Raw genomic sequence first — 17,259 nt, forward strand, 5'->3', positions numbered from 1 at the left:
GCACGAATCCTAACGGTTTAACCGCGCTCCCTATTCGGCCACAAATATTGCTGCGCTGATTGCACTGTGCGTCGGCGAAGCGGGGATCGGCTGTGACCACCTAAAACGAATGCCCGGCACGAAGGCCGGGCACCCTGGAACGTGATGAGCGATGCTTGCAGGCATCGATCGGGACGTAAGACATCCTTCTCATACCTGTTCCTGAGCTTTGGTTCAAGGGAGCGTGCTTCGCGCCACGGATGAGTTTTGCCTGGTCCAGCCTCCATTTGGAGGTGGAATATGGCTCTATCACTAGGCGACGCTGCCTTGTCAGCGTTGGGCGGCATGGTGTCGACGCACAAGCCCGCACGGTCGGGCGCGCAGCATCGAACCGGCGCGCCCGTTCGGCGTGACAGCGCCGAAGCGGGCACGTTTGAAGAGACATTCTTTGCTGTTCCCGCAAAGGGGGAGACAGATCGCCTCCTTCATGTGGCCCGCAAAACGCTGGATGCAGGACGCCGCTTGCGCCGCGATGCGCGCAGCGGAGCCAGAGAGCTGACCGCAGCAGAACGCCTCATATCCCGCCTCACAGCAAGCGCTGTACGTGTCTATGAGGAAATCCTAACGTTGGCGCGGCTCAATAAGGGGCGGGTCTATCCCAGCTACGATCATCTATCGGCCGCGACGGGCCTTGGACGCGCGACCGTCGCGAGAGCACTGACGATCCTAGAGACAATCGGCTTTGTTGTCAGGCAGCGTCGTTTCAATCGCGTAGCGAATGAAGGGGCTGGGCCGCGTTATGAGCAGACATCTAACGCCTATCGGCCGCTGTTGCCAGAAAAGGTGCTCGCATATCTTCCACGCTGGTTGCGCCCGGCACCTGTGCCAGAGGATGAAATCCAACGCCGAATTGACCATCAGGAAGATACCCAGCTCATGCTTAAATCATTGTCGTGCCGCGATCTCGCGGAAACGGTCGTTGATGGCCCGTTGCGCAAGATCCTGGCGAAGCTGGGAGCAGCCATAGATAGTCGAGAGCGTGAGTCTCAAATTGATCCTGAACCGCTAACTGATTCATATTTAAATAGGCTCAAAAGAGTTGGCCTAGTCGGCCAACGCTCTAACGCCTGACGGCGACCATGCCGAAAGGTCACACCCCACCGATAACGTCCCACGTAACGCACGTTCAGGACGCGCCAGCTACGCCGTCGCGAATGCTCCCAGCGGGAGCAGGCGGCTTGGGCAGCGCCAGAACGGCGATGCTGTGCTTGGCGAAACGTCAAAATCGGTGCTCAGTCGAGCCACAGCGCCTGTTTTGACGAATAGTGCATTGCTGCATTCCTCGATCTATCGACCCATGGCATCGGGCCTACCCGCTAGACTTACATCGTCCGCGAGAAATGGCACTCTGGTCCCAGGTTCGCTCGGCTGTTCCTGAGCTGATGGGCATATGGGCGCTGACCGCCTCATACGATCAAGTGAATAACCGCTGCGCTACGGTTTCCGCCACGCGGAGCCTCCGTTTTTTCACTGGATCGCGGCGGCTGCGCGCCCTTTCAATTCCCATCAGGAACGAGCCTGATCGATTGGAAGGACAAGACCATGCAGAACATCGCGGAGTTTCGGATCATCGGGCGGGTTGGCAAGATCACCGAATATGACAAGGTGACGAAGATCAGCATCGCCTCCAACTACAATCGGCAGGAAAATGGCGAGTGGGTGACGGACACGCACTGGAATGAGGTTTCGCTATTCGGCAAGATGATCGAGCGCGGCACCAAAGCACAAAAAGGCGACTTGGTGCATATCGCCGGTCGCCTTCGCCAGAACTCCTATGAGACGCCGGAGGGCCGGCGCTACACGGTGGAGGTTATCGCCGACGGTTTCGCAGTCCTGGCAAAATGTTCCGACGAGAGAAGTTAAGTGCGATCAGGGCCGCCTACTGGCGGCCCTTCCCTACGGCGCAGCTCCAGTTCGACCGCCTCACGCATGAAGTCGGCCTGGCTTTCACCCTCGCGCAGTATGGTCTTGATACGATCAAGTGTGCCCTTGGGAAAACGCGCGATCGTCTTATCCTCCATTGGAGGGCGACCGACAGATCGGATCTTGCTAGACGTCATCCAATGCCCTAATTACCGATACCGCATATTGACCGTATTAGCGGTATCGTATATTAGAGCGATTGCCTTTTATCAAGGTGTGACGGAGACGAGTGATGTGGGACAATCTACTGACGATCGGGCTATTTGTCCTGATTGCGTGGGCTATCCTCTCCAGCGATAGCAAATATCGCGGCGCTCGTACCTGGAGCGGTGACACCCCCGATGAGGAGGGCCGACGCAATACGCGCACGGATTCCAATTATCGTGGCTATGACCATTGGAATAATAACCGTTCGGATCGGGGCCTCTAACGCGTGCGGACCATTGCTATTAACGTAGAGAAGGGCGGCGCCGGTAAAACCACGATCGCCTGCCATCTGGCTTGGCTTCTGGCTGACGCCGGACATCGCGTTCTTGTGCTCGACCTCGATCGCCAGTGCAATGCCACCGATGCGCTCAGCGATTTCGAAAGCTTGGGTTCGTGCAAGCCGCTGTTTGAAGCGGACTATGCCGCTCCTGTCGAGCTGCCTCGGCTCGCGATTTACTCCAATCGGATGGGGGGCGAATATGATGCCTCCTATCCGACGGCACTTGGCAACGTGCGGAAGAATTTTCCGGTACTCAATCCGCACTTTGATTTCTGCATCATCGACACGCCGCCGTCGTGGTCATGGATCAACTTCGCCGCGCTGCTGATCTGCGACCATCTGATTGTTCCGGTCGAACTTGGACCTTTCGGCCCTGCGGCGACGAAGCAGGTGTCGGATTCGATCGCAACAGTGAACCAGCGGCGCACCAAGCCCATTCATGTTGCTGGCCTGGTTCCGAACCGGGTGCGGCCGAATGACAGCCATCAAATGAAGATGCTTGAAGCGCTCAAGAGCAAAGTCGGGAAGAACCTCTTCACCAACTATCTGCCCGAGCGCGCGCATTACAGCCAGGCTATTCAGGAGCATGTTCCGGTATGGCGGTTCGGCAAGGATGTGCGCAGTTCGTTGCCGCCTATGCGTGCTTTCCTTGAAGAAGCCATGACCCGGATCGGGAGCGAGGGATAATGGATTTCGACAATTTCGACGTCTTTGGGGAAAAAGCTGCGGTCGCGGATGCTGATCGCGTCCTGCTGATCGAGCCGGATCAAATTTATCCCGATCCCAACAATGTGCGTCGCGAGATCGATCAGACCACCATCGACGAGATGGCCTTGACGATCAGCGAACGCGGTCAGCTTCAGCCGATCACCCTCGCCCCCAAGGACGAAGAAGGTCGGTATCGCATTCTGTTTGGTGAGCGCCGCTGGCGAGCTTGCCAGAAGCTGGGAATCAAGGTGCGCGCGATCGTCAGCAAGAGCGACGATCTATCGCAGGTTCGCATCGACCAGTTCATCGAAAACGACCAGCGCGAGGATCTATCGACCGCCGACATGATCGCGTTTGTGACAGGTCAGGTCGCCGAAGGTCGGAACCTGTCGGAACTCGCGCGACTGACCGGACGAAACCGCACCCTGCTGACGCGGTATCAGGGTCTGGCGAAAGCGCCGGATTATATCAGCGCGCTGTTCTCGGACATCTCGATGCGGAGTGCGGTCGCTCTGGCCCAAGCCGCGAAGAAGGATGATACGGCGGCTCGTGCCTTCGTCGCGAACACGGCGGTCGAAGATATGACCGTGCTGGCGTGCGAGCGATTTGCGCGCGATATTGGCGCGAAGAAGACGGCTGCTCCTGCAACCGAGCTGGTCGAACCTGATTTGGGCAATGTCGAGTTGGAACCCGCTGAGACCGAGCGCGGTACCGCCGACGTTTCGAAGGGCGAACACCCTCTTTCGACGGACGAGATCCGTACCGCCGAAGTCGAGCGCGCGATCGAGAGCGCGCCTCCCCTGACAGTAGAAGCCCCTGCCCCCTCCGCGGCTCCGATACGTTCCGGCAAGTCGAAGCCAGCAAAGCAGCGAGTGGAGCGCCCTACCATCGAGATCGAGGGACATCGCGCGATCGTCGTTGAGGCGTTGCTGCATTTCGACGGTGAAGACGCCCCCCGTATTGTGAGCTGGCGGTAAGCGCTACCGCTTTTGGCGGGCTTTCGCGCCTGACCGAAGCTCATTTTTTCCTTTCCGCGAAATTCCGATTTTGAAGCTTGATGGTGTGCCACGTGGCACACGTGAAGGCTGTTTTAGGTGGGAGATGTTTAATGGCAGGATAGGTCTTGCTGCGTTCAACGTATTACATTACCCTCCGTGTCATGTCCTCGATGCCGCAGCATTCATCCCCCACCAAGGATACTGCGATGCTCACGATGCGAATTGATCGTGAGTTGCTGGCAGCGTTCGATGCCGTCGCCGAGGGCAGGGGAGGGCGCAGTGCTCTCCTGCGTAATCTGATGCAGCAGGCGATGAAGCAGCTCGCCGATGCTCCCCAGATTTCGCCGCGTGCGCAAAGCGCCGGCAACCGCGTGTCGATAACACTTACCGATGCTGAGGCTGCGGTTGTGGATCAGCGCGCGGCGGAGAGGGGGGTAGATCGCGCTGGTTGGATCAAGGCGCTGGTTCGCCGCCATGTGGGATTGAAAGGTGCGGTCGATGACGGTCTGCGTGATGCAGTCGCCCCGGTTCGAATGCAGCTTCAGCGCATTGGGCGCAATCTCAACCAGGCCATGAAGGCGGGCAATGCTGCCATGATGGCGGACAGCGGACTTCAGATCGACCGCGAGCTGCGCCGGATTTCTGACATGCGCGAGGACATCAATGACCAGGTGGCGTTGCTAGGCGATGCCCTGCGCGGCGACCTCAGTTTCTGGAAGGTCGCAGACTGATGCCCTTCGGTGAGCATGAGGAAGAACTTTGGGAGGCGATGAAGCCCCGCTTCCGCCCTCGTCTCGTAAGTGACCCGAATGCCCGTTATGCGCGGAATTTAGTCAGGGGAACCGGCGTTGCCGCCATCCCCGCCGCACTGCGCGCGATCGACCGTTCGGCAAGGGCTACACTTGCGCGCGTCGTGCGCCGCACGCCGGAAGTGCTGGTCAAGGTCACGGGCCGTAAGAAGGCCGCCGAGCACCTTGCGGCTCACCTCGACTATATCGGTCGTAAAGGGGAAATCCCGCTCGAAACACGCGATGGCGAAATGATTTCGAGCAAGGGAGAAGCGAAACAGATCGCTGAAGAATGGTCGGAGGCATTGGCTTGGCGTCGCGGTGCAACCGTGTCGGCCGTATCGATGGTCTTTTCGATGCCCGCAGGGACTGACCCGGAGACGGTCAAGCAAGCCGTGCGCGAAACTGCGGAACGGCTCATTGGCGACAATCATGATTATCTCATGGCATTGCATACTGATACGCCGCGTCCCCATGTCCATCTGACGGTTCAGGCAGAAGGTCTTAACCGCAAGCGGTTCGATCCTCGCCGGGAAGACCTGTTTCGTTTCCGGGAGGGGTTTGCCGAGGCGTTGCGCAGCCGTGGTGTCGAGGCGGAAGCAACGCCCCGCTATACGCGCGGGCAGGGAAGGGCGGGCACCAGCATGGCACTCACCCAGCTCCGGGATCGCATTCGCAACGGAGTCTCCCGGCAGCCAACCGAATCGGATATGCGGCAAGCCCGAGAAGCGATGTTGATCGCGCTTGGCAAAGCGGAGCAGCCTGCGTTTGTTGGTAAGTCGCGCGCGCGGTGGGAAACCATTAAATCTCGCTATAGCGCCGCAGCGGATAGGCTAGACCAGAGCGGGAAGGACGAGGATCGCGTGCTCGCTCGCGAGGTGCGGCAGTTCCTTCGCGACCGCGCGGAAATAGAGACGGTGCCGGACAAGGTTTTGCGGCATGCGGAGCGCCGTGTCCGGGCTGAACAAGAGCGCGGGAGGGGGCAGACCAGCCCTGATCCGGGTGTGCCACGTGGCACAGAGCCGCCGCGGTCGAGGCAACGATAAGGTTACAGCGGCAGCTGGGACTTTGCCGCCGTTCAAAATCGAGTAACCGAGCGGCAGCTTCCGGCGACAGCTGACATTGCAGCCTGCCCGTATCGCCGTCGCGCTATACTAGTAGAGGCCGTATCGCAGAACGAGCAATCCCGAGAGGGTTACCACCATGATCGCTACGAGTGGCAACCCGGTGCGCGTGTAGTCCGCAAACCGATAATCGCCTGCCGACATGATCAGCATGTTGGTCTGGTATGCGACCGGCGTGGCGTAGCACAGGTTGCAGCCGAACAGGACGGCGAGCACCAGAGGCTCGACCGGTATGCCCAGCTGTTGCCCCAAGCTGAAGGCGATAGGCGTTCCGACGGCGGCCGCAGTCGTGTTGGATGCGAAGTTGGTGAGCACCGTCACGAACAGCATCACAGCTGCGAGCACTCCCGCCGCCGGCAAGAACTGCAATCCCAGCGCGATCAGCTCGCTCAGCCAAGCTGCGGCCCCGCTTTCGAGAACGATGCGGCCGATCGCGATGCTGGCCGCGACCAAAACCACCACCTTCGCCGAGAGCGCGCGGCCGATCCGATCAAAGCGCACACAGCCGGTGACCAGCATCGCGATTGCGCCACCGAGCGCGGAGATCGCGATCGGCACTAACCCGATGCTCGCCGGCACCACCGCGCTCGCCATGATCGCCAAAGCGAGCGGCGCCTTGGATGTGCGGGGCAGTTCCTTGGCACCTTCGAGAACCAACATGTTCTCGGCCAGTGACATGCGCTCGATGCTGCCCAAAGCGCCGGCCACCAGTAGGATATCGCCTTCGCCAAATGGGCTGTCGGTCGTGAGGTCGACCAGCGGCTGCGCGAGCCGAGGCCGCTGCGCGCGATGAAGGCCGAGAATCGCGACATTATACAGTTCTGCAACGTTGGCGGTAGCCACACCCTTGCCAACGACGCCGGAATCTTTGGTCACGGCCAGTTCCGCGACGGTAAGATCCTCGCCGGTTTGTGCGTAGCCGCCGCGCAGCCGGTCCATCAGCCATGCCGGCGCGGCGGTAGCCCCAAGGATGCGCATCGTCTCTTCCAGGGCTGCATGCGTTGCGCGCACGAGCATCCGGGCACCTCCATGCGCCTCGCCGAGCAGTTCGACATCTGCCGGCAGCCTCGCCGCGATCAGATCGCGCGACAAACCGTGGGCAAAGGAGTTATCGCCAAGCCGCAACATGGCGGTGAACCGGCGCGCCTCGTGTCCCGCTGCAACGGAATTGTCGGGCAGAAGGCGTGGCATGACGAGCCAGATGAACGGCAGCGCCACCAAAGCGGCCAAGAGGACGATCGGCGTGAAATGGAAGACGGATATCGGCGGCATGCCGAGGTCGCTGGCGATCGACACGACTAAGAGATTGGTCGAGGTGCCGATCGTGGTCGACATGCCGCCAATCAGCACCGCGCTGTTGACCGGGATCAACGTTCGCGAAGCGGGCATGCCGCCGTTCGCCGCAATCGCCGTCATGACCGGCAGCATCAGGACGAGTACCGGCGTATCATTGACCATCATGCTCATGCCGAATGCGAGCAACAGCGTGACGAGAAGCCCGACCTGGCGATTGTAGCGCCAGACCCGCGTCAGCAGCCGCGACGCTGGTTCGAGTGCGCCGGTGGTTACCAGACCCCGCCCCAGCACCATCAACGCGCAAATAGTGATGAGCGCGTAGTGGCCGAAGCCTTCAAATGCCAGCTTGAGCCCGTCGGTCGGGGACTGTCCGGGAAGGGGAAACCAGTAGAGGCCCAAGGCTATCGCGCTGATCGTCAACAGCGAGATAATCTCGACCCGTGCGCGTCCGGATACGAAGCCATAGAACATTGCGACCGTTAGCAGCATCGCGCCGATGGCATGTGGCTGTGGGGCGCTGATCATTGGTTCGGATGATCCGACCAGGGCGTGTTGGTATCTTTCGCTGTTTGGGAAGATCCGGCGGCTTGATCTGTCTCGGCCTGCGGCGGCAGGAACGAGAGCGACAGAGCGTGGTAAAGGCGTTCCTTCGAAACAGCTTGCGCGACGAAGTCAGCGACAAGCGCAGAGGCGAGCAGGGGCATCATCAAGCCACGACTGGCGGTCGTCTCCGATATGATGATTACTGCGGTCAGCGGTGCCCTCACGACGCCGGTGAAGTAGGCGACCATGCCGAGTAGCACAATGGCACCGCCGGGATAGGCGGGAAAGAGCCAGCGGAGCATGTCGCCCACCCCGGCGCCAACCGAGAGCGACGGTGCGAATATGCCACCGGGCATGCCCGAAACGGCCGTCGCGAGCGTCGTCGCCAGCTTGGCCAACCCATACCAGTGCGGGGCATCGGCACCGGTGATGATCGCGCGCGCCGCGCCGTAGCCGGTGCCCCATGTCAGCCCGGTTGTGACGCCGATGACCGCGACGATCACGCCGAGGAGGCCGGCGAACAGAATCGGCCGCGTTCGCAGCCGAATGACCGGCGCCCAGCGGGTGCGCCCCGTCGCCAACACCGCCCGCGAAAAGAAGGCGCCCAATAGTCCGCCCAGCACGCCGGCGACCGGTGCTGCCAGCATCGTCTCGTGAACTGAGAGGGTCTGCCGCATCACGCCGAAATAGATATAGTCGCCGGAGAGGCCGAGGCTGGTCATTCCCGCGATGAGCACCGCAGCCATGACCAGCAACGTCATGCGCTGTTCGTACGCGGCGGCGAGTTCCTCGATCGCGAAGGCAACGCCGGCGAGCGGTGTATTGAATGCGCCTGCCACGCCGGCCGCGCCGCCGGCGATGAACACCGACGCGCGCAGCGGAATAGCCATAATCCGGTGCGCGTAGCCCATGATCGATGCCGCGATCTGCACGGTCGGCCCCTCGCGCCCCGTCGAGGCGCCGACGAGCAACGTGCCGATCGTCAACGCGAGCTTGGTGACGACGATCCGCGCCGACACGAGCGCGGACATCGCGTGATCGGGATCGCGCGTCGCCGCCATCACCTGCGGAATACCCGAGCCGCGCGCCGCAGGCACGAACCGCGCGGTGATGCCGGCAATCGCGGCATAGCCCAGCGGCGTGATGATCAGCGGCGCCCACCACCAGCGCGTGGCGATGACCGCAAAGCGCTCGCCCGCCCAATCAGCGAGATGTGCGAACAGGAGCGCCACCAGCCCGATCGTCACCGCGCCGCCGAGGATCGCTACCCGTCGGCGCCATACCGGTGCGGTAGGTCCGTGTTCGCGAAGCAGGTCGCGTGCTTGGTCAGGAAGTCTCACGATCAGCCCTCCGCCGGAGCGCCGACTGCAGCGGCGACCAGGCAAACCAGTCCGACCGCCACGAAGCCGATCCGCTGTGCCACCGTGCCCTTGCAGTCCTTGACCGATACGATCAGGGCCAAGGCGCATTGCAGGGCGTAGAACAATGCGAATGCGCGTGAAGAGAGGGCAACGACCTCGAACGGATCGGTGAGCCAGACGATCAGGATCGCGAGCCCGCTCGCAAAAGCGAAGGCGAGCGGTACGCTGATCCTCCGCCGTGACACCTCGTTGACGAGTCCGCCCGAGCCGATCGAATCCGCGACCGCCGCGCTTAACTGGCTAGACACGGCCCCGACGAGCACGAAGATCCCCAGCGCAGGCGCGATCAGCTCCATGATGTCGAGAATGCCGGCAACCCCCTCGGTGGCGGCTGCACGAGACAGAAACGGCGTCAGCAGCGCGATGAAGGCGAGATAGATGGCCGATGAGATCCACTGAGCGTGGCGCATCGTGCGAAACCGCAACTTGGCCGGATAGGCGTGGCCGAGATAGCGCGATGTCTCGAAGCCCTGGACGGTGATGAGAAGCCCAAGCAGCATCGGCACGCTGGCGAACGACACCTTCGCGGGCGGCAGCGGGTCACCGGCGCCGTTTATCACCCACGAAATAGCAAGGGCAGCGAGCAGGCCAGCGATGATCCCGATCTTTATCGAGACAGTGCCGTGCGCAAGGTGCTCGACCCTGCGTAGGCTGCCACCCAGCGCGAGCAGGGTCATCAGGCCGATCAGCACCGTGACAATGACATTGGCCGCGAGCGGCTGCGACGCCGGGTCGATCGGCACCGGCTTTAGCGAAAATTCGGCGAGCAGCTTAAGATAGTAGGCAACCGATACCGCATAGGCGAGCGCCAGCACGCCCTGGGTGATCCGTGCGAGCCAGGCGACCGGATCGTTGAATCGGGCAGCGGCGAGATGCGCCTCGACATGAACGATGTTGAAGCGGATCACCGCACCGGCCGCATAGGCGATGGCCAGCAACGCGGCCATCGCGCCGAACGCCGCGCTACCAAACTCCTTCGCCAGCAGCGGCCCGCAGATCAGGAAGCCGGAGCCGATAATCGAGGCGAGCGGGGTGACGGTGGCTCGCCACCCGTCGCTCCTTGCGAACTTTCCCACGGTCAGCGCGATCGTGACGACGATCGCGACGATCAGGGCAATAGCGACGATCATGCTGTTCCTCCCAGCCAGGCGTTGCCATCTCGCAGACGGCGTTTGTAGTCAGGCTCGGCGAGGGCCCGAAGCAAGTCATCGGCCCGGCCGAGCACCGTGTCGCGGCACGCACCGTCCAGCGCTTTGTCTGCCAGTGCCCGGAATGCCCGGGTCTGTTCCGCCAAGATGGCAATGCGGCTTGGATCGTCGCAGCTGAGGGCCACGTCACCCAACGCTTCGAGGAACCGATTGCCCGCAATCATGTCGGCGCTGGCATATTGAGCGAGCGCGCCAAACGCCCGATGGATGAAACTGCCGAATGTAACCGGATGGGCGATGACCCGCAGCGTGCCCTCGTTATCGGCGCGCAGACGCGACGGCAGGTCGCGCCGCGCAAGGTCCGCCATCGCGGCGCCGAGCCAGTCGAGGCAGCTATTGGCAGTGAACGGGTCGTTTACCCCCGGCGACAGCGCGCGGGCCGCGATCTCGACCAGCTCGTCGATCAGAAAGCGCAGGTCCTGGAGTGCGGTGCGGCGCGCACCGACCGCGAACGCCTCACGAAGCGCCTTGGATGCGTCTTCGTCGCATTCCTCGGCAGGCCATGCTTCCAGCAGCACGCTGCCCTTATGCGCAAAGTCGCCCGACTGATATTGGAGGCGGATCACCAGATCATAATTGCGCGCAGCATCCAGCAGCGTGCTTTCGTCGATAAGCTGGATGTAGCCAATATCCTTTGACCGGACGGGTGCCCGGCGCTCGACATCGGCAGGGGTTGCGTCTTCGCGAAAGGCGCGTGGGATGCGGGGATCGTCGGCAGCTTCGGTGAGGGGCTGGCCGACGAACACCGGGAAGCGGGCGTCGATCTCCGCGATCAGCTGGTCACCGATCCGCTCGATCACGTTGTTGATGTGGATTCGCATCGGCACGTGGTGGATGAAGAAGATCAGCACCGCGATCGAACAAAGGACGAGGATCAGCGCCACCAGCAGCGCGAGCTGCGGCACGAAGGCGGGCGTGCTCGCGCCGCTCTCCCCGGCCGAGCGGATCGTGCGTAGTACGACCAGCGAATAGACGAAGGTCGCTATGAACGTACCGAGCGTGACCTGATTGCCGCGGTCCGACATAAAGTTGCTCAGCAGGCGCGGACCGTACTGGCCCGAGGCGTAAACGACGGCGGCGATCGTCACCGAGAAGGTGGTGCCGGCCACGCCGATCATCGACCCACCGATTGAGGACAGCAGGCTGCGCGCGCCGTCGGGGCGCGCCGCGTAGAGCCACGGCAGCCCGTCCATCCAGGTCGAACCGGCGTGGCTGTCGATATAGACCATCGCAAGCGCCAGCAGCAGCGCGGCCAGCGCCATGACCGTGGGCACGAACCAGTAGCTTTCGCGCAGGTCGTTAGACCATCGCAGCAGGCGCGCTCTCATGCCTCCCTCCTCCCATCTTTTTCGGTAAGCCTTTCGAGCACTCGTTTGATCGTGCCGCCTTGCACAATGACGGAAAACAGGACGACGACGTAGGTCGCTGCGAGGATCACCGAACGCGCCGGCCCGTCCGGTAATCCCAAGGCCAGAGCGATCGAAATACCGCCGCGCAGGCCTCCCCATATGAGCGTGACCGGGGCTACGAGACCGTACCGATGGCTCGGCCGGATCGCGCGAAGTGGCAACAGGACCGAAAGCGAGCGCGCCGCCAGCGCCAGCGGGATCGCGGCAAGACCGAGGACGACAAGCCGGAGATCATTGGGGATCGTCACCACCTCAAGACCGATCAGCAGGAAGAGGACGGTGTTGAGGATATCGTCGATCAGATCCCAAAACTTATGGAGGTAATCGCGCGTAGTCTCGCTCATCGCGTGCGCAACGCCGGCGTTGCCGATGATCAGCCCTGCCACCGCCATCGCGACCGGGCCGCTGGCGTGCAAGGGCCGGGCAATGGCATAGCCGCCCATCACGACGGCCAGGCTGATCAGAACCTCGACCTTATAGTCGTCGATCGAGCGCATCATCCGGAACGCGATCCATCCGATCGCCAAACCAAGGAGGACGCCACCGCCGGCCTCGACCGCGAACAGCTCGGCGGCATGCGCAACAGAAAAGACCTCGCCGGACAGCGCAGATGCCAAGAGGATGGTGAAGATTACGACGCCCACACCATCATTGAACAGGCTTTCGCCGGCGACCGTCGCCTCGAGCGCGGGCGACACGTTCGCGCGCTTGAGCACCCCCATCACCGACACCGGATCGGTCGGGCTGATGAGCGCGCCGAAGACGAAGCACCAGATTCCCGGCAGCGCGAACCCGATTGCGTGCGAGAGCAGCAGGAAGCCGCCCCCGACGAGGGCAGTGGAGAGGGCAACGCCGATGGTGCTCAGCACAATGATTGGCCAGCGCCCGCGCTGCATCTCGCTCCAATCGACGTGCAGTGCGCCTGCGAACAGCAGGAACGACAGCATCCCGTCCATCAGTGTGGTGTGAAAATCGATACCGGCGATGAACTGCACGATGTCGCGCGCGAAGTCAGCGCCCGGCAGGAGCCGGTCTATGGCAACGACCAGCAGCGAGGAGATCGCGCCCATCACCGTCAGCCCGATCGAGGATGGCAGCTTCAGGAAGCGGTAGTTGAAATAGCCGAGCGCGGCCGCGAGGACGATCAGGATCGCCGCCGCATCAAAGGGCGTGAGCGCCAAGCCGCCGATCACTGGCCAACCTCGATCGAAAGACTGAACCGTTGCCCGCCGCTCGGTGCCGGCGCGGAGCCGATCCCCTGCGTCGCCAGCGCGGCGGCCACTGCCAGTGCGCGCCGCTGGGTCAGGTTAGGCCGCGCGGGCGTGCTGCCATTCGGCAGCCCTGGCACGGCCAATATGGGCACATTCCAGCGCCGCGCTGCCCAGGCCGAACTGAGGACCGCGGCGCGCGCCGATGAATCAAGCGTATCGACGTTATCGGCGAAAACGATTTCCGGCAGCGGCCCTTGCGGCGGCACGATCGCGACGCTCCAGCCATCCGTCTCGGCAGCGGCACGGGCCTCCAGCGTTCGATAGGTCGCGATGGTCGCACCCGGAAGTGGCAACGCGGCTGCGGTTGCCCGGCGGTGGTCACGATCAAGGGTCACATCGTCGGCCGCCACTCCTGTGATCAGCGCGATCGTCCGCGCCAGCGCGGTCATGCGCTGAGATTCAAGATTTGTCTGATCGCCGGCCTGTCGCAACTCCTCGCGCTGGGCATCAAGCGCGCCGGCGCCCGGCTCAAGCAGGATCTGATCGACATCGAGCCGAACTGGTCGGCCCAGAGCTTCCTCGATTGCCTGTTGCAGCACAACTGTCGGCTTGGTCTTGCTGCGTGGCGTGATGACGACGGCCCGGACGACGATAGGATCGCGGTCGAAAGCGACCTCCAGTTGCGTCACGCGGGCGTCGCTTCCGAAGCGTCTGTTTAGCAGCGAGCGGACTTCGGAAACCGTAAGCGCCTCGCGCGCGATGCGGTTGAGAGATAGCCCCAACGGCACCGCCATGACCGCGAAGACCAGCAGCAGTAAGCCGGTCTGGGTCCAGCTTTGGCGACTGGAAAGGTGATGGCCGAAGCCGTAGTAACGTGCCATCGCCGTCGCGGAGAGCGCGATCGTGATGAAGTTCGTGACGAAAAGTGCAAAAGCTCCGCCCAGTACTGGCATGTTCCAGGTCGCTAAACCATAGCCAACGACGGCGAGCGGCGGCATCAGCGCGGTCGCGATGGCGACCCCGACGATCGTCTCACCGCGACCGCGGATAATCGCGAAGCTGCCGGCGAGAGCGGCGAAGAGTGCAACGCCCAAGTCGAAAAGGTTAGGACGTGTTCGCGCGACGATCTCTGCCGTGGGAGCCTGTAACGGCGACACGGTGACGATCAGCGCGGTGAAGGCAACGGCGGCGAACGAACCGATGGCAAGTGCCATTAGCGATCGCCGCATCTCGGCGAAATCGAACAGCGCGAGACTAAAACCGAAGCCCAGGATCGGACTCATTAATGGTGAGATCAGCATCGCACCAATGACCACCGCAGGAGACGACAGCAACAGGCCAAGCACGGCGATGCCCGCCGACATCATGATCATGAAAGCGTAGCGGGGAGACCACCCGCTTTCATCGACGATGCGGGCGACTACAGCCTCATGGTCGATTGGACCGACGACATTTCGACGCCACCAGCGATAGAGGGCAAGCTGGGCCAGTCCCGCGTTGATACGCCTGCCTGCGCCCTGTGCGCGTTCGGATAACCCTTCCATGCTCACTCCGCCGTCTTCTCCAATACGCTCGATGCCGCGCTGCCAGCTCGATGCAACACCGCAAAGCCGATCAGCCCTGAGAGAAACGATCCCGCCAAAATGCCGATCTTGGCCTCGGCCTGCAGCAAAGGACTGCTGGGAAACGCGAGAAGCGTGATGAAGATGCTCATCGTGAAACCTATGCCGCAGAGCAGCGCAACGCCAAGCATCTGAATGCGGCTCGCATGCGCGGGAAGGTCCGCCAGACCGAGCCGGACAGCGAGGGTCGCACATCCAAATACGCCGATGACCTTGCCGAGCACCAGTCCGGCCGCCGCGCCGAGCGTGACGGGGGCCATGAAGGCACCAGGCGGCAGTCCGAGAACCGGAACGCCGGCGTTTGCGAGCCCGAAGATCGGAACGACGACAAAGCCGACCGGCTTGTGCAGGGCTCGCTCGAGCCGGTGGAGCGGGCTGATACTGTCGGCGTCGGAACGGCTAGGGGTGCGCTCCATTGGAATAGTGAAGGCCAGCATTACGCCGGCAAGCGTAGCGTGGATGCCGGACAGCAGCAGAAGCACCCACAAGACAAGTCCGACCAGGAGGTACGGCTCAAGGCGTCGCACGCCCAAGTGATTGAACGCGATCAGCACAGCAAGGGTGAAGGCGGCGCCTGCGACATAGGTCAGCGATAGGCCTGCGGTATAGAAGGCAGCAATGATGATTACCGCACCCAGGTCGTCGATGATCGCCAGCGCGGCCAGAAAGACCCGCAACGAGCCGGGCACGCGCTTTCCAAGAAGCGCGATCACGCCCAGCGCGAAGGCGATGTCGGTTGCCGCAGGGATCGCCCATCCGATCACAGTCGGTCCTCGATTGAAAACGAGGTAGATCAGCGCAGGGACGATCATCCCGCCGAGCGCGGCGATGCCTGGGAGAATGCGTCGCGGCCATGTTGAGAGCTGGCCATCCAGCACCTCGCGCTTGATCTCCAGACCTACCAACAAGAAGAACACGGCCATCAGACCATCGTTGATCCAGTGCCCCAACGAGAGCGGTCCAAACTTGGTGTGGAGTATCGCGTCGTAGTCTGTTGCCAGCGGCGAGTTGGCGATCAGCAGCGCTGCGACCGCAGCGCCCATGAGCACCAATCCTGCGGACGACTGAGCTTCGAGAAATCTGCGGATCGCGCTTGGGTGCGCATGGGGGTGGTACATGGTACAGTCTTCCAGACACGGCTTAAGGCCGCTAGCGGCCCGACCAGCGTAAAAGCCTGCCCGTACCTATGAATAGAAAACGAACACCCAGACCGCGTATCGCATCGGAGGTAGATGGTCGCAACCAATTCCGGGCTTATTTGCTCGAAAAGTTAAAGGGAGTATCCGCAATAAACCGCGATGGCGTCGGCCATAAACGAACGACGGGTTACGCGAGTAACGGACATCCAAAGAAGTGACACTGAATAACCGGATCTGGTCGACAGTCGCCTAACTAGGGTGTGCCATGTGGCACACCCACATAATATATTCAGCGCCCTCCAATCGAGCGGGACTTCTGCAATATCTGGTCCTGGGCCATCTCCCGCACCCGCTGATCCTGATGGACCTTGACCTCGACGCCAGAGATCGTCTCGCCACGTCCGATCCGAGCCGCGACATCTTCCTTGCGCTCCGCAATAAACTCGCGCTGCCGCCCCGGCTCGTTGGGGAAGCGGTCGGTCGCAATAGCCATAGCCAGAGCAACATGGCTTTGGGCTTTTCGTAATTCAGGGTCTTTGGCGTTCTGCACATCGGTCTGCCTGCGAAACCGCTCCGCAAGATCGTTGCGCGGTCCGGGTTGCTCCTTGGTATCACGTGCCTGATTGGCTGTGCGAATGGCCTGCTCACTGATGACTGGCTTGCCTGCCTGGCGCGCCAGTTCACGATCAGCGGCAGCTTGCGTTTTTGAATTGGGCAGATAGCCATCGATTTTTAGACCCTGCGCGGATGCGGCGAGAAATGCCGCCCGCTTGAACTCTTCGTCACCGCTGATCTTGAGCGATGTCCAACCGTTCTCCTTGGCGAGCCTGATGAGGTCGGGAAGGGCTGCTTGATCCTTGGCCTTGATGCGATCGGCGGTAATGGTCGCAACCGGCTCCTTATCATGCGCGCTGCGATAGAGTTTATCACCGACGCGCAGGAAGCGGCTTTCCAGATCAGCGGGGATTTCCATGTACCGCCTGCGCCGATCGCCTTCGGCCTCGATATTATCGGTCCGGTCCACCATGTTATCGCTCCTGTTCGATCACACCTACACGTTCGTTTCCGCGCTGCTCGGCCGCCACGTCGATAAGCATGTCGGGCAGATCCTGGATGACAATGCAGTCCATCGCGAACTCCATCGGGTCAGGGTCGGTAAGCTGATCAAATGTGGGTTCGACGCAGCCCGGTAGATCTTCGTCGTCATGGACAATGCGCGGGATATTCGCGACTTCTGGCGCTGCCAAAACGCGAGTGCGGAACAGCCTATTGGCATAGTAGCGGATTTTGTCTCCGTGTATGGGAGGGATGCCGCCGCGCAGAAGCAGCAATTCTTCCTGTGG

At 62.0% G+C, this 17,259-nt stretch carries 15 protein-coding genes and 1 pseudogene; 6 read left to right on the forward strand and 10 right to left on the reverse strand.

Translation table 11 applies throughout. The annotated features are described in order from the left end of the window. The first annotated feature begins 279 nt into the window (after positions 1–279). Together U5A82_RS21530 and U5A82_RS21535 are read left to right on the forward strand one after the other, a co-directional pair. Positions 280–1,110, forward strand: coding sequence for a helix-turn-helix domain-containing protein (locus U5A82_RS21530; protein ID WP_326293064.1), 831 nt, complete (start codon positions 280–282; stop codon positions 1,108–1,110). 471 nt (positions 1,111–1,581) lie between these two features. Beyond that, positions 1,582–1,902, forward strand: coding sequence for a single-stranded DNA-binding protein (locus U5A82_RS21535; protein ID WP_326293065.1), 321 nt, complete (start codon positions 1,582–1,584; stop codon positions 1,900–1,902). Here U5A82_RS21535 and U5A82_RS21540 read toward each other — a convergent pair. Beyond that, on the reverse strand, positions 1,899–2,099 hold the full coding sequence (locus U5A82_RS21540; RefSeq protein ID WP_326293066.1) for a YlcI/YnfO family protein: 201 nt from the start codon (positions 2,097–2,099) through the stop codon (positions 1,899–1,901). The genes U5A82_RS21535 and U5A82_RS21540 overlap by 4 nt on opposite strands. 296 nt (positions 2,100–2,395) lie before the next feature. On the opposite strand from U5A82_RS21540, the gene U5A82_RS21545 reads away from it, so the two are divergent. From U5A82_RS21545 to U5A82_RS21560, 4 genes are all read left to right on the forward strand, one after another. Continuing rightward, entirely contained in the window at positions 2,396–3,136 is a 741-nt protein-coding gene (locus U5A82_RS21545) for a ParA family protein (protein WP_326293067.1), read from the forward strand. Next, entirely contained in the window at positions 3,136–4,134 is a 999-nt protein-coding gene (locus U5A82_RS21550; RefSeq protein ID WP_326293068.1) for a ParB/RepB/Spo0J family partition protein, read from the forward strand. The genes U5A82_RS21545 and U5A82_RS21550 overlap by 1 nt, the downstream gene beginning before the upstream one ends. A gap of 146 nt (positions 4,135–4,280) precedes the next feature. After that, positions 4,281–4,886, forward strand: a complete 606-nt coding sequence (locus U5A82_RS21555; RefSeq protein WP_326293069.1) for a hypothetical protein — start codon at positions 4,281–4,283, stop codon at positions 4,884–4,886. Next, the gene (locus U5A82_RS21560) at positions 4,886–5,989 is read left to right on the forward strand and encodes a relaxase/mobilization nuclease domain-containing protein (protein ID WP_326293070.1); all 1,104 of its coding nucleotides are present in this window, start codon (positions 4,886–4,888) and stop codon (positions 5,987–5,989) included. Before U5A82_RS21555 ends, U5A82_RS21560 begins: the two co-directional genes overlap by 1 nt. A 108-nt stretch (positions 5,990–6,097) precedes the next feature. Here the strand turns inward: U5A82_RS21560 and U5A82_RS21565 are convergent, their stop codons facing one another. From U5A82_RS21565 to U5A82_RS21605, 9 genes and pseudogenes are all read right to left on the reverse strand, one after another. Further along, positions 6,098–7,888, reverse strand: coding sequence for an SLC13 family permease (locus U5A82_RS21565; protein ID WP_326293071.1), 1,791 nt, complete (start codon positions 7,886–7,888; stop codon positions 6,098–6,100). Then, complete coding sequence (locus U5A82_RS21570) at positions 7,885–9,249, reverse strand: chloride channel protein (RefSeq protein WP_326293081.1); 1,365 nt, start codon at positions 9,247–9,249, stop codon at positions 7,885–7,887. Before U5A82_RS21570 ends, U5A82_RS21565 begins: the two co-directional genes overlap by 4 nt. After that, a complete protein-coding gene (locus tag U5A82_RS21575) occupies positions 9,249–10,457 on the reverse strand; it encodes a hypothetical protein (RefSeq protein ID WP_326293072.1) in 1,209 nt (402 codons plus the stop codon). Before U5A82_RS21575 ends, U5A82_RS21570 begins: the two co-directional genes overlap by 1 nt. After that, positions 10,454–11,863, reverse strand: a complete 1,410-nt coding sequence (locus U5A82_RS21580) for a DUF2254 domain-containing protein (protein WP_326293073.1) — start codon at positions 11,861–11,863, stop codon at positions 10,454–10,456. The genes U5A82_RS21575 and U5A82_RS21580 overlap by 4 nt, the downstream gene beginning before the upstream one ends. Further along, positions 11,860–13,125 carry a cation:proton antiporter gene (locus U5A82_RS21585; protein WP_326293074.1) on the reverse strand — a complete coding sequence of 422 codons (1,266 nt, stop codon included), beginning with the start codon at positions 13,123–13,125 and terminating at the stop codon, positions 11,860–11,862. The genes U5A82_RS21580 and U5A82_RS21585 overlap by 4 nt, the downstream gene beginning before the upstream one ends. 8 nt (positions 13,126–13,133) lie before the next feature. Further along, positions 13,134–14,699, reverse strand: a complete 1,566-nt coding sequence (locus U5A82_RS21590) for a DUF389 domain-containing protein (RefSeq protein ID WP_326293075.1) — start codon at positions 14,697–14,699, stop codon at positions 13,134–13,136. A gap of 2 nt (positions 14,700–14,701) precedes the next feature. Then, positions 14,702–15,895 carry a Na+/H+ antiporter NhaA gene (gene nhaA, locus U5A82_RS21595; protein WP_326293076.1) on the reverse strand — a complete coding sequence of 398 codons (1,194 nt, stop codon included), beginning with the start codon at positions 15,893–15,895 and terminating at the stop codon, positions 14,702–14,704. Between the two features lie 310 nt (positions 15,896–16,205). Beyond that, positions 16,206–16,943 carry an LPD7 domain-containing protein gene (locus tag U5A82_RS21600; protein WP_326293077.1) on the reverse strand — a complete coding sequence of 246 codons (738 nt, stop codon included), beginning with the start codon at positions 16,941–16,943 and terminating at the stop codon, positions 16,206–16,208. A 1-nt stretch (position 16,944) separates the two neighbouring features. Further along, positions 16,945–17,259: pseudogene (locus tag U5A82_RS21605) on the reverse strand (type IV secretory system conjugative DNA transfer family protein); the annotation flags it as partial.

Origin of the sequence: Sphingobium sp. CR2-8 (assembly GCF_035818615.1) — a bacterium.
In the GTDB taxonomy this organism is placed as follows: domain Bacteria; phylum Pseudomonadota; class Alphaproteobacteria; order Sphingomonadales; family Sphingomonadaceae; genus Sphingobium.

Coding starts and splice junctions, on each gene's coding strand:
- U5A82_RS21530 (WP_326293064.1), top strand. CDS start 280: ATGGCTCTATCACTAGGCGACGCTGCCTTGTCAGCGTTGGGCGGCATG.
- U5A82_RS21535 (WP_326293065.1), top strand. CDS start 1,582: ATGCAGAACATCGCGGAGTTTCGGATCATCGGGCGGGTTGGCAAGATC.
- U5A82_RS21540 (WP_326293066.1), bottom strand. CDS start 2,099: ATGACGTCTAGCAAGATCCGATCTGTCGGTCGCCCTCCAATGGAGGAT.
- U5A82_RS21550 (WP_326293068.1), top strand. CDS start 3,136: ATGGATTTCGACAATTTCGACGTCTTTGGGGAAAAAGCTGCGGTCGCG.
- U5A82_RS21560 (WP_326293070.1), top strand. CDS start 4,886: ATGCCCTTCGGTGAGCATGAGGAAGAACTTTGGGAGGCGATGAAGCCC.
- U5A82_RS21565 (WP_326293071.1), bottom strand. CDS start 7,888: ATGATCAGCGCCCCACAGCCACATGCCATCGGCGCGATGCTGCTAACG.
- U5A82_RS21575 (WP_326293072.1), bottom strand. CDS start 10,457: ATGATCGTCGCTATTGCCCTGATCGTCGCGATCGTCGTCACGATCGCG.
- U5A82_RS21580 (WP_326293073.1), bottom strand. CDS start 11,863: ATGAGAGCGCGCCTGCTGCGATGGTCTAACGACCTGCGCGAAAGCTAC.
- U5A82_RS21590 (WP_326293075.1), bottom strand. CDS start 14,699: ATGGAAGGGTTATCCGAACGCGCACAGGGCGCAGGCAGGCGTATCAAC.
- nhaA (WP_326293076.1), bottom strand. CDS start 15,895: ATGTACCACCCCCATGCGCACCCAAGCGCGATCCGCAGATTTCTCGAA.
- U5A82_RS21600 (WP_326293077.1), bottom strand. CDS start 16,943: ATGGTGGACCGGACCGATAATATCGAGGCCGAAGGCGATCGGCGCAGG.